Below are 15,045 nucleotides of genomic sequence, written 5' to 3'. Positions count from 1 at the left end.
CCATGCAATCGCTGCTTCAGCTGACTGACACCCAGATCAGTACCTGGGTGGCGTCGTTCATGTTGCCACTGTTTCGCGTCGCCTCGATGCTGATGGTCATGCCGGTGTTTGGCACCACCCTGGTGTCACGCCGCGTGCGGTTGTATTTCGCCGTGGCCATTACCGTGTGCATTGCCCCGGGGTTGCCGCCGATGCCGGAGGTCAGTCCGCTGGCGCTCAGTGGCTGGTTGCTGATTGCCGAGCAGATTCTGGTCGGCGCGGTGCTGGGGTTTTCCCTGCAACTGTTTTTCCAGGCGTTTGCCGTGGCCGGGCAGATTGTCGCGATCCAGATGGGTATGGGCTTCGCCTCGATGGTCGACCCGGCCAACGGCGTTTCGGTGGCGGTCATCGGCCAGTTCTTCACCATGCTGGTGACGTTGTTGTTCCTGTCGATGAATGGCCATCTGGTGGTCTTCGAAGTGCTCACCGAGAGCTTCACCACGCTGCCGGTCGGCGGCGGCTTGATGACGGCGCAGTATTGGGAACTGGCCGGCAAACTCGGTTGGGTGCTCGGGGCGGCGTTGTTGCTGGTGTTGCCGGCGGTCACGGCGCTGCTGGTGGTCAACATTGCGTTCGGCGTGATGACCCGCGCCGCGCCGCAACTGAACATTTTCTCCATCGGTTTTCCGCTGACCCTGGTGCTGGGTCTGTTCATTGTCTGGGTCGGTCTGGCGGACATCCTCAATCAGTATCAACCGCTGGCCTCCGAGGCCCTGCAGTTGCTACGCGAACTGGCACGGGCGCGCTGAGGCATGGCTGAGAGCGAAAGCGGTCAGGACAAAACAGAAGACCCCACGGAGAAACGCAAAAAGGACTCCCGTGAGAAGGGTGAGATTGCCCGTTCCAAAGAGCTCAACACCCTGGCGGTGATGCTCGCCGGCGCTGGTGGCCTGCTGATCTTTGGCGGCATGCTGGCGCAGGAATTGATGGACCTGATGCGCCTCAATTTCAACCTTTCGCGGGAAGTGATCATGGACGAGAAATCCATGGGCACCTTCCTGCTGGTCTCGGGCAAGATCGCCCTGATAGCGATCCAGCCGGTCATGATCACGCTGTTGCTGGCCGCATTGATCGGGCCGATCTCCCTCGGCGGCTGGCTGTTCGCCGCCGGCTCCATGGCGCCGAAATTCAGCCGGATGAATCCGGGTGCGGGCCTCAAGCGCATGTTCTCGATGAAGGCCGTGATCGAACTGGTCAAGGCATTGGCCAAGTTCATCATCACGCTGTTTGTGGCACTGATGGTGTTGTCGGCCGACATCGATGACTTCCTGCGGATCGCCCATGAACCGCTTGAGCAGGCAATCATTCACAGCGTGACGCTGGTGGGCTGGAGTTCGCTGTGGCTGGCCTGCGGGCTGATCATCATCGCGGCGGTCGACGTGCCGGTGCAGCTCTGGGAAAGCCACAAGAAACTGCTGATGACCAAGCAGGAAGTGCGCGACGAGCACAAGGATCAGGAAGGCCGGCCAGAGGTCAAACAGCGCATCCGCCAGACCCAGCGCGAGATGTCGCAGCGGCGGATGATGGCGGCGATTCCCGACGCCGACGTGGTCATCACCAACCCGACCCACTACGCCGTGGCGCTCAAGTACGACTCGGAGAAGGGCGGCGCGCCGGTGTTGCTGGCCAAGGGCAGCGATTTCCTCGCGCTGAAGATCCGCGAAATCGCCGTCGCCAACAACGTCATGCTCCTCGAATCGCCGGGGCTGGCACGCTCGATCTACTACTCCACCGAGCTGGAACAGGAAATCCCCGGCGGCCTCTATCTGGCGGTCGCCCAGGTGCTGGCCTACGTCTACCAGATCCGTCAGTACCGCGCCGGCAAGGGCAAGCGCCCGGATCCACTCAAGGACGATTTGCCGATCCCGCCGGATTTGCGCCGCGATTCCTGACGTCACTGTGATAAAAAACGCCGCTCCGGTTTGACGAGGCGGCGGTTTTTTTATGCCCGACCCAATGATATTTCGGCGCCTGTCGCCGTCATTGTGGTGAGGGGATGAATCCCCTCGCCACAGGTTCTTGCCTGCCTTCTTAGCCTGCCAACTCCAGATTATCCAGCGCCCGATTCACCGCCAGTTCGCCGAGCATGATCAATTGCGCGATCCCCAATAGCGTTCGTCGCTGCGAGGCCGGTATGAGGTGGGCGAAGTCATTGGCGATGGTTCTGGCTGAGGCGAGTGTTTCGCAGGCATCGGCCAGCAGTTCTTCGTTTTTGAAGTCGGCGGTCACGGCGTACATCGAGCGGGTTTTACGTTGAATCGGCGTGGCGCCGGGCGGGCAGAGGTAGTGGTCGAGGGCACGGTCGGCGGCTTCGTGGAGTTTTTTTGAATTGAAGGATTCGTATGGGGCGGTGGTGTCGGTTTCGGGTGGGTTGGGTGTTGGTTTGATCATGGTGAAGCTCCTAGAGTCGACGGAGCTGCCACATTTCGCTGCGATACGAAAGGGAGGTGGCAGCTATACGCGGGTCGCAGACCGGGACTCTAGAACCGGCAGACCCAAAGGTCTCCCACGTACAGCCGCCATAAAACGAGGACGGAAGTTGTCCGTTTAGAAATCAGCGGGCTGCGAGACCCGATCGCTGATTTGTCAGCGACCTACCCACAATAGAACCCGCCCCTAAGGCGCACAAGCCGGCGGATTCTGGCGTAGCTATAGGCAATGGCGCAAGGATGTGTAGCCTTGGAGGCGTGTCTGGAGGTGTCTTTTAAACTCCTCCACTTAATACGCAGAAGATCGGGTGACTCTCTGGATGCAATATCACCCTTCTCTGTCTGCTATCTTTATCTACAGTTTGAATGTGAAGCAGTCTAATAAATAAGCGTCATTTGCTCCTGAGATTTCCATTTCTACTATTTCGGAATAAGTGGCAATCATATTGTCCAGCTGCGAGGGTACCTCATTACTTTTAAAGTTTTGTGTGCCAAGGAGAAGTCTGTTGGGTCCAAAAAAAGTTACTTTGGTAGTCGACTTTGTCTGGTTGTACCAAAAACTAATCGATGAATAGGGTTTTTTAAATGTTATTAGGATTTTGGCAGCTGAAGTTGACCATAGATATAAAACATTCTGGTACATTTTCCCCTCCTGTTCAGGAGGTTTCGGTTGCGGCGGCTTGAGTGTGTCCAGTTTTGCGATTTCTAGTGTCGCGGCGGTGGATAATAATTTGATTGTCATGGCTGGGGTTTCGATTGTTCCGTTAAAGCCAATTGATTGAATCGGTACCTCATCGAAGTTTTCTTCAAGTATCGCGTTTTGTATTTTGTAATTCCTCTCTGGGAACTTGGTTGTTATCAAGTCGCCTGAAGTGTCGGTGGATGTATTAAATTTAATGTTGAGGTTGCTGTTGTTTTTTAGTTTTTTTAATTCTTCAAGCGGCAGAAGAGTGCTGAAGCCGGGAGGTGTGGTTGGTTCGTTTTTGACCAGCTCCGATTCGAAATCAGTGCCGTCAAAATATTCCCCTTCCAGTACTAACGAGATTAATTCGCCAGGGATGTGCGGCCAGGGGGTGACAGATATTGTGTCTGTTGGCTCTAGCTTCGTTACGTCAAGATTGTCGCCGGAGGCGCGATTGATGAAGGGAGTAGGGAGTCGTGCGTCCTCATCTGCAATCTTCAATATGTTCACTTCCAATAGACCTGACTTTCCTGCCTGCCCTCCATTGCGATTCAAATTCCAGTGCAGCTTTATCTCCTTGCCTTGCCTTGCCGCGAGAAACGTCTGGCTCAACACCGTGTTCACCCGTTTGTTGCTGTTGAACTCCACCAGTGGAAACTGCGGCGAGCCTGCTGGTGGATTGACCTCCACCAGGCGTCCCTTGTCGCCGCTCAATGCTTCAAGGAATTCGATGCGCACCGTCACGCCGTTCGGGTAGGCCAGGACATCAATCGGATCGATGGCCGGTGCTACAAGAAACGGTGGCGGTAGCTCGGTCAGCGCCGTGCCGATGCGCAATGTCAATTCCCGGGATTGCCCCAGCGGCACGTTGCCGCGCTGAATGCTGTAATCCGCGACCACCGTGCCGTTGAGGTTGGCGGTCACGTATTTTTTATCCACGGTGATGCGTACCGGCCGGCCGGCGGTGGCGGGGATCAGGTCGACATGATCACTGATGCTGCCGCCGCTGGCGGAGCCGCGCCAACGGTAGTTCACGCGATCCTTGTCCTGGGTGCCGAGGTACGGCACCACCAGCGTGGCGCCGGTGGGTGGCACGTTGTCCGGGTCGAGCACGTCGTTGGCATCTGCGCCCTCGACTTCCGGCCGGTCGAACGCCGGCAAGGGCACGCCGACCTGCATCATGAACGGCAGCGACTCGCGGACGCTCAACAGCCCCGTTTCGCTGTTGGTGACGATGTAATAGACCTTGACGTTCAGGCCATTGAAGCGCTGGATTTCGGCATTGCTCACACTGCGCAGGACGGGCTGATTGTCCGCTACGTTGCCGACCGGACGGGGATCTTCGTAATAAACGGTGTCGTTGCCGGGCGTCCGGGCCCACCAGATCAAGTTGATCAGGTCACTGCTATTGCGCCCGGGATACCAAGGGATGTTGACGGTTGCCCACGTGGTTTCTGGTGGCAACGTCCCGCCGGGTGCTTCGTCGACGGTAGGGGCGGCCAACTGGCTGATGTCGCCAATCACCGTGACACTGACATTTTTCGAAGGAAGGTCGCTTTCACCGCTGCGACGGCGCACATAGCCGACCGAGGCGGCGCCTTTGGCGATGGCTTTGACGGCGGCGTTGGGGATGGTGAAATCGAGCTGGAAGGGCACGTACAACACCTCTTTTTCCAGCGGTCCGACGATGATCTGCGAGCCTTGCGCCGGGGTACCGATCCAGGTCAGGAGCACCTTGTCGCCCACCGCAAAATCGTCCTTGGTGATGTACACGCGGGTGTTCACATCGTCGTCCCCGAGCTGATCGAGGTCGATGCTATTGGTTGGAATGCCGCTGACCAGCACCTGCGGTTCGTCCAGCCGATTGCCCTCCAGGTCGACTAATAGATGACGCGTCGCCGACCACGGCGCACGCTCGTCCGGGTAGTTGCCGCAGCGATCAATGACCTGATAAGCCACCGCCACGCGCGCTCCGTCTCCTGCCGCCTCGATAACGGCACGGCTGAAAACGACCTCGATCGGGTGGCCGATCGGGTCCTGGGCCTGCTGGGGCGTAACGACATGCACCACTTGCTGGCTGCCCCAGCGGGCGAGAATGCGGTCGTATCGGGCGAGGTTGCGGTAGGGCACGATGTGCATCGTCACCCCGCTGGGCGACAGGGTCTCATCGACCTCGTCATGGGAGAGGGAGAACTTGAGATCGGAGTGGCCGTCATCGCCGGGAATGTCATCGTACTCGCCGGGACGGGTGAGTTTGACCAGCAAGGTCATGACGGGGGTCGAGTCCTCCGGGGTCTGGTTCTTGCGCGTGATCCGGTAGAAGACTGGCGTGGCATCCCCCTCAAGCACGTGGTCCTTGGCAATGGTGAAAGCAACATCCTGGTTGAGCTCGGCGTCGTTCTCGATGGATTTGCTCCAAACCGCTGCACTGTCATTACCCCAGAACACTTCGGCATGATCACCAATGGACATGGTCAGCCAGGCGGGGATGATGCCTTGCAGATCGCCTTCCACGGCTCTGATGGGGACGCCGCCGTTATAGTGTTCGGCAGGGCTGAGGCTGACCAGCGCCGGAAAATACGGAGGTCTGAGGGCTTGAGGGGTAGGGTCTGCTTGGCTGGACATTTGGCGAACTCCGGTCAGGAGGGCTGGGTGATGGAGTTATTGAGCGCGGATTGGAGGAATTGCGCACCTGTCAGATCTGACAGGTGGCGACGAACGGTGATCAAAGTGACGACTAAAGGCGAAAGATTGCACCCGATGCAACAGTAGGAAGGTTGCTTGGCATAGCCGCCGTGCGCCCGCTCCGGCCGCCAAAAAAATGCTCTAAAAGAATCTGGGAAAACGGTGGGTCGCTCTCAATTACTTAGCAGGACCTGCACCATTCACAACGACCGGAGGGGAGGTTGGCAGCTTGCGATATCAATCAGGGCTCGTCGCTATATTGGCGGGTTGAGGTTGACTGATCCCTCAACGTCAAAAGATCGCAGTCTTCTGCCGCTCCGGTCATTGTGGTGAGGGGGTTTAGCGAGACGTCGCACCGCCCCGATCGGCTGCGCAGCGGCCCCGGACTTCAATCTTTCAGAAATACTGCGAGCTCAGGTTTTACGACTGCTGCGCAGCCGAGCGGGAGCAAGCTCCCTCGCCACAGGGCTTGCTTGTCCTCTTAGCCCGGCAATTCCAGATTATTCAGCGCTCGACTCACCGCCAGCTCCCCACCTGACCCAATGAAACTTCGGCTCTTGCCGCAGTCATTGTGGTGAGGGAGCTTGCTCCCGCTGGGCTGCGCAGCAGACCCAATACCTGTCACTGCAATCTTTCAGAAATACCCCGAGTTCAGGGTTTTACGACTGCTGCGCAGCCGAGCGGGACGGTGTGACGATTCGACAAGCTCCCTCGCCACAGGTTTTTGCCTGCCTTCTTAGCCCGGCAATTCCAGATTATCCAGCGCCCGATTCACCGCCAGCTCCCCGAGCATGATCAGTTGTGCGATGCCCAGCAGCGTCCTGCGCTGCGACGCCGGTATGAGGTGGGCGAAATCATTGGCGATGGTTCTGGCTGAGGCGCGTGTTTCGCAGGCATCGGCCGGCAGTTCTTCGTTTTTGAAGTCGGCGGTCACGGCGTACATCGAGCGGGTTTTACGTTGAATCGGCGTGGCGCCGGGCGGGCAGAGGTAGTAGTCGAGGGCACGGTCGGCGGCTTCGTGGAGTTTTTTTGAATTGAAGGATTCGTAGGGGGGCGGTGGTGTCGGTTGCGGGGGGGGGTGGCTGTTGGTTTAATCATGGTTGAAGACTCCTAGAGTCTACTGAGCTGCCACATTTCTCTGCTATACATTTGCGGTTTGCTTGCTCGTTGGCGCCGCACAGTTGGTGTACGCCTTCTGTAACGTCAAACGAAACCAGTCGTCAGTGCCTGGTTGCCTATCAAGCGCTGTCCGTCTGTCGGATTTCGACACTTACCTGTCAGGTCTGACAGTTGTGGCCATGCATCAGTGGGCGCTTCATGGGCATTCCTCTAACGACAGGAGTTTTCTCATGAGCGTAATCATTGATGATGCAACGTCTGCCCTCTCCATTGAAGTTCAAGGTAAACAACGGACGAAAAATCAAGCCGACTCGCTAAACCTCCGCGCTGCTAGACGAGGTTTTTACCCGGGTGAAGGGGTGAGCGTTTTAGTGCGCGATAAACTTGCGAAGGTGGGCAGCGAAGTTCAGTTAGTACTGGACGGTAAAGTAATTGCCACTCACACACTGAAGTCCGGGGAGGCAGGCACAGGCATCAGATTTTCAGTGGGGGGCGACCTGCTTCCTCACGGTGTTCACGTGCTTTGCTATCAGGTAGAGCAGAAGGGAGTTGGCTTGCGGCAAAGCCCACATCAAGCTTCCCTGCGGGTGAAAACCATGCCGCTTTCCCATCTAGGATTCGAGGTGGATGCGGGAGAGGATCACATTTATGCAAGCATTGATGTGAGTTTTGAGACGTGTGTAAGTACTCAGAAAATTGCCGATGACGTGTTTCGTTTTACTCCAGGGTTTAGGCAAACGTTGTTCAGTCCCGACGGCAAATTCATGTTTGCTAGCGCTAAATCGGTTAATAAAATTGATCTTGAGACGCGCAAGATTGTCCAGCGTTACAGTCCTGAAGATATGTATCTTGGAGGTTTTAGTGCCAGCGAGAAACTGTTGTATTTGGCCTCTGGGTTTAAAGAAAACATTTATATTCTCGACGTTGAATCGGACAGGTTGGAGATGGGAGCCTATGTTGGCACGGTTCGCGGCCTGGTAGTAAGTCATGATGCGAAGCAACTTTTTGTTGTAGGTCTGGACGAAGGATTGGTTAAAAGTTCTCTGATTTTTGTCAATGCAGAATCGCAGGAGGTCGTTAATAGAATCGCTGTAGGTAATGTTGCAGTTTCGATCGCTTTAAATCCACTCAGAGATGAAGTCTACGTTGGCTGCCTAGGGGTGCGTGGCGAGGCGCAAGGGGTATTTGCTGTCAATACAAGCAACGGTAATGTCAGGCATATACCAGCAGAATCACCGTGGAATCTGGCACTGAGCCCCAATGGCCAGGAACTTTACGCATTTGGTGGTGACAGCATCACTGTTATCGATACGGTAAGCAACGGTGTAAAGAAAACAGTTGAGATGCATGTGAGGTCGCTGACTCTCAGTGCTGATGGGGAACTGGTTTATTGCTACAATTATGAGGAAAGTTTCGTTTCTGTATATGACGCTCGCAGTTGGTCGCTTGTTCGTGACGTTGAAATACCAATAGATGCTGTTCGAGCGCTCTCAACCCAGAAGGACAATGGTGATATCTGGGCTATGTACGGTTGAATCCATGAGCAGAAGCGCCCGGTGGTTACTCCGTTCTATCCGCCATTATGTTATTGCTCCAGAATGTTATTGCTCCAGACCTTCTGTAGCGTGGCACAGGTGAATCACTTGTGCCACGTTGCTACCACTTTCGGCGTGGTGGCCGCGCAAGAGCAATCCATCACCGCTTGGGCTCGATTCACCGAAAAACAACGCGTATTCCGTTCTCTGGAAAAGTTTGAAGGCTTCTTGCGGTAGCCGTTCTGCGTCTGCTTCATGCGTCAAAACTTTATTTTAAAGGAGCGGAGAAACTGGTAGATCGCTCTCAGTCAATCAACAGCGCACGCTCGAACATTACCGACCTTAGTCGAAGTTCCAGATTATCCAGCGCGCGATACACCGCCAGCGCGCCGGGCATGATCAGCTGTGCGATGCCCAGCAGCGGGGCGGCGATTTTTTATGCTCGACCCAATGATTGCCCCGCTCTTGCCGAGGTCATTGTGGTGAGGGGATTCATCCCCGATGGGCTGCGCAGCGGCCCTAAAACCTGTCACTGCGATCTTTCAGGAATACCGCGAGCTCAGGATCTACGACTGCTGCACAGCCGATCGGGGATGAATCCCCTCACCACAGGTTCTTGCCTGTCTTCTTAGCCTGCCAACTCCAGATTATCCAGCGCCCGATTCACCGCCAGCTCTCCCAGCATGATCAGTTGCGCGATCCCCAATAGCGTTCGTCGCTGCGAGGCCGGTATGAGGTGGGCGAATTCATTGGCGATGGTTCTGGCTGAGGCGAGTGTTTCGCAGGCATCGGCCAGCAGTTCTTCGTTTTTGAAGTCGGCGGTCACGGCGTACATCCTGCGGGTTCTGCGCGGCGGTGGGGTGGATCCGGGCGCACAAAGGTAGTGGTCGAGCGCGCGGTCGGCGGCATCGTGGAGCTTTTTCGAATCGAGGGATTCGTAGGGGGAGGTGGGGTCGGTTTCGGGTGGGTTGGGTGTTGGTTTGATCATGGTGAAGCTCCTTGAGAAATGGAGCCGTCAGCCATCGCTGCTAAACGAAACGTATGCTTTCAAGGTTCGGGGCAAACCGGTGGAGCGCTTTCAATCAACGAGCAGTGCTTGCTCGAACATTGCCAATCCCGCCGGATTTGCGCCGTGATGCCTGACGTGTGTCAGCTGCGACGGTAATGGGCTCGTTTGGGAGATCGAATCCAGTCACAACCCTCCTTGTCAGTACGACAAAATGATAAGGAGGGTTGTGACTTGTTTACAGGGTGGGTGCCAGCCTCATCCCAAAGCCGTTCGCGGTCCCTCCGCCAATCGCGATATCCAGTAATTGCTTCTCTTCACCGCTTTTGGGGTTGATAGCCCAGCGCCGTTCTTTATCAGCACGGGTGGAGGTCCAGCACCATTCATCTGGCTGGTCAGCGCCCTGATAGTTGTCCCTGTAAGACCGCCATTCTGCCAGTGACGGTATGCTGCCCCCCTGCGCAGTGGCGGCATCAGCGCAGCTTGTATAGGTGCCGAAGATTCCTGTGCCAAAAACATAATGCACACTTGAAGCTTGCACAGGGTAACTGGCCGTCTGTCTGTCGCTGTCCGTCACCGTGATTGTTGCGCCTCCGTTTCCGCGGGAAATTACCTTTCCAGTATCTTTGTCGATGTCGACAACAGTGTTGTTGCTCGAGTGATAAGTGTACGGCTTTCGTCCCCCGGTAGCGGTTCTTGTCGCGAATGCACCTGCAGGTGGGTTCGGGGGAGGGGTATCCTCGTTCCTGAAATGCCACGCAACCAGTGACAGCAATGATTCATCGATTGTCAGCTTTTCCATGGTCAGCTCCTGTCCAGTGAAGTGCCCGATAGATTCGGGTCGTCGAATCAGAGCATTCAAGGAATCGGTGTTCTACTGTCAGGTCTGACAGGTGGATGGGGTTTTCAGACGGATGGTGGTGATGACCTGTCAGATCTGACAGTAGACGTCATCTCGCAACTGCGCTGCCATGCACTTGGGAATAATCCCTGGGCAAAGAGCGCACGATCATGGCGGACCGAATCTACAAAAAACTTGAAGGGATGAATGTGGAATATGTTTCAGGGAGGTTGGAGGAAAACCTGAAGGAAAGGTCGATCCGATACGAAGTCACCTTCGAGCTGGAACTGGACTTTACCCACTTTGTGCACATGGCTCACGTTTTTATCCCGGGTTATCTGGATAACCCGGTCAACGCCATCAGGCCTGAGCTCGACGGTCTGGCTTACCACTACGCCTACAACTATCTGTTCGGAACTGAAGAAGACATTCGCGATAATCAGGCGTTGTTCAGGCTGTTCACCTCGCCACGAAACTACATGGATAAATGGGCGACGGGGCGTGATTTGGAGGTACGTTATGGCAAGCCGCAGTTCGAGGCGGTCGGGCCCAAGTTACGGATCACTGCGCACCGAGATTTCCGGGCGTTGGAGGGCAGGCGCCAGATTGAAATTGGTGATCTGCCGGTTATGCAATTTCATTGGGCGCTCAATCTGATGGAGGGCCACATGGAGGTTCCACAGATTCGAGCGCCACAGACCAGGGTTGTGCTCATGTACATGGACGAGGACTTTGTCGAGATCGACGGAGAGCAACTATTTCGGGGGACGCGGTACATCGATAGCAAGCAGCTAGGCTTCGGTGAAATTTCGCCCAAGCAGATTCTGATCGCGCAGTAACCAGCATTGTAAGATCACAGGTTATGCAGCGACCGATCCATACAGAGCCCGACTCCAAAGCGCATAAGCCGTCTGGCTGCGGCTGCTTATTCTTTGATGTCGCTGCTGGCCCCCTTCGCGAGCAAGCCCGCTCCCGCAGGAGCTGTGTGATACACCTGTTCTGTATTCACTGAAGATCGACTGTGGGAGCGGGCGTGCTCGCGAAAGCGTCAGTCCAGACGCCGAAATCTTCCCGATAAACCCTTCTGTTTCAATCCCCGGCAAAAGTTGGAAGGCTTCTTGCAGTAGCCGCCGTGCGCCTGCTTCGGGCGTCAAAAGTTTGCTTTAAAGGAACGGGGAAAACCGGTGGATCGCTCTCAGTTATTCAACACTGCTCGCTCGAATGTTGCCGACCTCAGTCGAGGCAATCTGGGCGTGCCGTTGTTGCTGCTGGTCATGCTGGCCATGATGATGCTGCCGGTGCCGCCGTTCCTGCTGGACGTGTTCTTCACCTTCAACATCGCCTTGTCGATTGTCGTCCTGCTGGTCTGCGTGTACGCGTTGCGGCCGCTGGATTTCGCGGTGTTCCCGACGATTCTGCTGGTGGCGACGCTGCTGCGGCTGGCGTTGAACGTGGCCTCGACGCGGGTGGTGATGCTCCACGGTCAGGACGGCCACGCCGCCGCCGGCAAGGTGATCCAGGCCTTCGGTGAAGTGGTGATCGGCGGTAACTACGTGGTCGGTATCGTGGTGTTCGCGATCCTGATGATCATCAACTTCGTCGTGGTGACCAAGGGTGCCGGGCGGATTTCCGAGGTGAGCGCGCGCTTTACCCTCGACGCAATGCCCGGCAAACAAATGGCGATCGACGCCGACCTCAACGCCGGTCTGATCGACCAGAACCAGGCCAAGGCGCGCCGTCAGGAAGTCGCGCAAGAGGCTGAGTTCTACGGTTCGATGGACGGTGCCAGCAAATTCGTGCGTGGTGACGCCATTGCCGGTCTGCTGATCCTGTTCATCAACCTCATCGGCGGCATGGCGGTCGGTATCTTCCAGCACAACATGAACTTTGCCGACGCCGGCAAGGTGTACGCCTTGCTGACCATCGGTGACGGTTTGGTGGCGCAATTGCCATCACTGTTGTTATCGACAGCGGCAGCGATCATGGTGACCCGTGCTTCCGGTTCGGAAGACATGGGCAAGCAGATCAACCGGCAGATGTTCGCTTCGCCCAAAGCATTGGCAGTGGCGGCGGGTCTGATGGCGGTCATGGGGCTTGTTCCGGGCATGCCGCATTTCTCGTTTCTGAGCATGGCCGCACTGGCTGCCGGTGGTGCTTACTTGTTCTGGAAAAAACAGAACGTCGCCAAGGTCCAGGCCCTGCAAGAGGTTCAGCGTCAGCAGGAACTGCTGCCGTCGCCGGCCCGCGCCATGGAGACCAAGGAGCTGGGCTGGGATGACGTGACGCCGATCGACATGATCGGCCTGGAAGTCGGCTATCGCTTGATCCCGCTGGTGGATCGCAATCAGGGCGGGCAGTTGCTGGCGCGGATCAAGGGCGTGCGCAAGAAGCTCTCGCAGGACCTGGGCTTCCTGATGCCGACCGTGCACATCCGTGACAACCTCGATCTGGCGCCGAGTGCCTACCGCCTGACCCTGATGGGCGTGATCCTGGCCGAAGCCGAAATCTACCCGGATCGCGAACTGGCGATCAACCCGGGGCAGGTCTACGGCACGCTCAACGGCATTACCGCCAAAGATCCGGCTTTCGGCCTGGAGGCGGTGTGGATCGAAGTCAGCCAGCGCGCGCAGGCGCAATCGCTCGGGTACACCGTGGTCGACGCCAGTACCGTGGTCGCGACGCACTTGAACCAGATTCTGTACAAACACTCCAGTGAGCTGATCGGCCACGAAGAAGTGCAGCAACTCATGCAATTGCTGGCCAAAAGCTCGCCGAAACTGGCTGAAGAGCTGGTGCCAGGTGTGGTGTCGCTGTCGCAATTGCTCAAGGTGCTGCAGGCATTGCTGGCCGAACACGTGCCGGTACGCGACATCCGCAGCATTGCCGAAGCCATCGCCAACAACGCCGCCAAGAGTCAAGATACCGCCGCTTTGGTGGCCGCCGTACGCGTCGGCGTATCCCGCGCCATCGTCCAAAGCATTGTAGGCACTGACTCCGAGCTGCCTGTGATCACCTTGGAACCAAGGTTGGAACAAATATTGCTCAATAGTCTGCAGAAGGCAGGACAAGGCTCGGAAGAGGGCGTTCTGCTGGAGCCAAGCATGGCCGAGAAGCTGCAGCGTTCGCTCATCGAAGCGGCGCAGCGCCAGGAAATGCAAGGTCAACCGGTGATCCTGTTGGTAGCAGGCCCGATCCGCGCGATGCTCTCGCGTTTCGGTCGCCTCGCCGTCCCGGGGCTGCACGTGTTGGCCTACCAGGAAATTCCGGACAACAAGCAAGTGACCATCGTTGCGACAGTAGGGCCCAACGGCTGAGGTAGTGGTTTATGCAAGTTAAGCGTTTTTTCGCCGCCGATATGCGTCAGGCCATGAAGCTGGTTCGTGATGAGCTGGGCGCTGATGCCGCCATCATTGGCAACCGCCGCATTGCCGGCGGCGTCGAGCTGACGGCGGCGCTGGATTACAAGTTGTCGGCGCTGGCGCCACGGGTTCCGAACATGGAACTCGAGGACGAACTGCGCAAGACCCAGTCGCGCATCGTCACCGCTCAGGCCGAACTGAGCCTGCGTGGCGAAGCCGATGGCAATAGCAATCGCCAGATCTTTGCCGGGCTGCCGTTGACGGCCGGCCTGCCACTGACCGCTGCCGAGCCGTTGAGCGAACCGACCTACGCCGCCCCGGCGCGTCCGGCGCCGGCAGCTGCTCCAGCATCGGCGGGTGTCGATCCGCGTGCGCTGGATTCGATGCGTTTCGAATTGAACAGTCTGCGTGAGCTGATGGAAGTGCAGCTCGGCACCCTGGCCTGGAACCAGCTGCAAGGCAGCCGTCCGGCGCAAGCCAATCTGTATCGCCGCCTGCAGCGCATCGGTCTGTCCGGGCCGTTGTCGCGCGACCTGCTGGCGATGATCACCGACATCGAAGAACCGCGTCAGGCCTGGCGCATGCTGCTCGCGCACCTGGCGCGGATGATTGCCGTACCGGAAGTCGAGCCGCTGGAAGAGGGTGGAGTGATTGCCATGGTCGGCCCGGCCGGCATGGGCAAGACCACCACCCTGGCCAAACTCGCTGCGCGCTACGTGCTCAAGTACGGCGCGCAGAATGTGGCGCTGGTCAGCATGGACAGCTTCCGCATCGGTGCGCAGGAGCAACTCAAGACCCTGGGGCGGATTCTCAACGTGCCGGTGACCCACGTCGATCCGGGCCAATCGCTGGTTCAGGCGCTGGACCCTCTGCTGCGCAAACGCGTGGTGCTGATCGATACCGCCGGCCTGCAGGCCAGCGATCCGGCGCTGCGCATGCAGCTGGAAAGTCTGGCCGGGCGTGGCATCCGTTCAAAAAATTATCTGGTGCTGGCAACCACCAGCCAGAAACAGGTTCTAACCGCCGCTTATCACAGTTACAAGCGTTGCGGGCTTGCCGGCTGCATCCTGACTAAACTGGATGAGACGGCCAGCCTTGGCGAAGTGTTGAGCCTGGCGATCAGTCATGAACTGCCGGTCGCGTACCTGACCGATGGCCCACGGATTCCGGATGATCTGCATCTGCCGCGCCGTCATCAGCTGGTCAGCCGCGCCGTCAGCGTGCAAATGCAGGAAGAACCCAGCGAAGAAGCCATGGCTGACATGTTCGCTGATATCTACCACAGCCCGACCAAGCAGGTTGGCTGAGGTAATGAACAGTTTTTGTACCTACATCGATGGTCTGCCATGC

At 57.3% G+C, this 15,045-nt stretch carries 10 protein-coding genes and 1 pseudogene; 6 read left to right on the top strand and 5 right to left on the bottom strand.

Annotation, left to right across the window (positions count from 1 at the left end; genetic code table 11):
• Positions 1-2 precede the first annotated feature (2 nt).
• Positions 3-788: a flagellar biosynthetic protein FliR gene (gene fliR, locus OC71_RS20830; protein ID WP_041072973.1), complete on the top strand. Its 786-nt coding sequence runs from the start codon at positions 3-5 to the stop codon at positions 786-788.
• 3 nt (positions 789-791) lie between these two features.
• Positions 792-1,931: a flagellar biosynthesis protein FlhB gene (gene flhB, locus OC71_RS20825; protein WP_041072971.1), complete on the top strand. Its 1,140-nt coding sequence runs from the start codon at positions 792-794 to the stop codon at positions 1,929-1,931.
• A gap of 139 nt (positions 1,932-2,070) precedes the next feature.
• Here flhB and OC71_RS20820 read toward each other — a convergent pair whose 3' ends face one another.
• From OC71_RS20820 to OC71_RS20810, 3 genes and pseudogenes are all read right to left on the bottom strand, one after another.
• Positions 2,071-2,430 carry a DUF6124 family protein gene (locus OC71_RS20820; protein WP_041072969.1) on the bottom strand — a complete coding sequence of 120 codons (360 nt, stop codon included), beginning with the start codon at positions 2,428-2,430 and terminating at the stop codon, positions 2,071-2,073.
• A gap of 393 nt (positions 2,431-2,823) precedes the next feature.
• On the bottom strand, positions 2,824-5,775 hold the full coding sequence (locus OC71_RS20815; RefSeq protein WP_041072967.1) for a hypothetical protein: 2,952 nt from the start codon (positions 5,773-5,775) through the stop codon (positions 2,824-2,826).
• Between the two features lie 796 nt (positions 5,776-6,571).
• A pseudogene (locus OC71_RS20810) lies at positions 6,572-6,933 on the bottom strand (DUF6124 family protein).
• Between the two features lie 251 nt (positions 6,934-7,184).
• Between OC71_RS20810 and OC71_RS20805 the strand changes: the two are divergent.
• Entirely contained in the window at positions 7,185-8,489 is a 1,305-nt protein-coding gene (locus OC71_RS20805; protein WP_041072965.1) for a YncE family protein, read from the top strand.
• A gap of 628 nt (positions 8,490-9,117) precedes the next feature.
• On the opposite strand, the gene OC71_RS20800 is transcribed toward OC71_RS20805, so the two are convergent.
• On the bottom strand, positions 9,118-9,477 hold the full coding sequence (locus OC71_RS20800) for a DUF6124 family protein (RefSeq protein ID WP_041072963.1): 360 nt from the start codon (positions 9,475-9,477) through the stop codon (positions 9,118-9,120).
• Between the two features lie 256 nt (positions 9,478-9,733).
• Complete coding sequence (locus OC71_RS20795) at positions 9,734-10,297, bottom strand: Ig-like domain-containing protein (protein WP_041072961.1); 564 nt, start codon at positions 10,295-10,297, stop codon at positions 9,734-9,736.
• Between the two features lie 209 nt (positions 10,298-10,506).
• Between OC71_RS20795 and OC71_RS20790 the strand changes: the two genes are divergently transcribed.
• The 3 genes from OC71_RS20790 (at position 10,507) to flhF (ending at position 15,002) form a co-directional block, all read left to right on the top strand.
• Positions 10,507-11,175, top strand: coding sequence for a hypothetical protein (locus OC71_RS20790; protein WP_041072959.1), 669 nt, complete (start codon positions 10,507-10,509; stop codon positions 11,173-11,175).
• Positions 11,176-11,520: 345 nt separating this feature from the next.
• Positions 11,521-13,650 (top strand): flagellar biosynthesis protein FlhA, encoded by a 2,130-nt coding sequence (gene flhA / locus OC71_RS20785; protein WP_041072957.1) that lies wholly within the window; start codon positions 11,521-11,523, stop codon positions 13,648-13,650.
• Positions 13,651-13,661: 11 nt separating this feature from the next.
• The gene (gene flhF / locus OC71_RS20780) at positions 13,662-15,002 is read left to right on the top strand and encodes a flagellar biosynthesis protein FlhF (RefSeq protein WP_041072955.1); all 1,341 of its coding nucleotides are present in this window, start codon (positions 13,662-13,664) and stop codon (positions 15,000-15,002) included.
• The last annotated feature ends 43 nt before the right edge of the window (positions 15,003-15,045 follow it).

The sequence above is a fragment of the Pseudomonas sp. W15Feb9B genome (assembly GCF_000828175.1).
Classification (GTDB): domain Bacteria; phylum Pseudomonadota; class Gammaproteobacteria; order Pseudomonadales; family Pseudomonadaceae; genus Aquipseudomonas; species Aquipseudomonas parakoreensis.
This window is presented reverse-complemented; position numbering and strand designations above follow the sequence as displayed.

Coding starts and splice junctions, on each gene's coding strand:
- OC71_RS20795 (WP_041072961.1), bottom strand. CDS start 10,297: ATGGAAAAGCTGACAATCGATGAATCATTGCTGTCACTGGTTGCGTGG.
- OC71_RS20790 (WP_041072959.1), top strand. CDS start 10,507: ATGGCGGACCGAATCTACAAAAAACTTGAAGGGATGAATGTGGAATAT.
- flhF (WP_041072955.1), top strand. CDS start 13,662: ATGCAAGTTAAGCGTTTTTTCGCCGCCGATATGCGTCAGGCCATGAAG.
- OC71_RS20820 (WP_041072969.1), bottom strand. CDS start 2,430: ATGATCAAACCAACACCCAACCCACCCGAAACCGACACCACCGCCCCA.
- flhB (WP_041072971.1), top strand. CDS start 792: ATGGCTGAGAGCGAAAGCGGTCAGGACAAAACAGAAGACCCCACGGAG.
- OC71_RS20815 (WP_041072967.1), bottom strand. CDS start 5,775: ATGTCCAGCCAAGCAGACCCTACCCCTCAAGCCCTCAGACCTCCGTAT.
- fliR (WP_041072973.1), top strand. CDS start 3: ATGCAATCGCTGCTTCAGCTGACTGACACCCAGATCAGTACCTGGGTG.
- OC71_RS20800 (WP_041072963.1), bottom strand. CDS start 9,477: ATGATCAAACCAACACCCAACCCACCCGAAACCGACCCCACCTCCCCC.
- OC71_RS20805 (WP_041072965.1), top strand. CDS start 7,185: ATGAGCGTAATCATTGATGATGCAACGTCTGCCCTCTCCATTGAAGTT.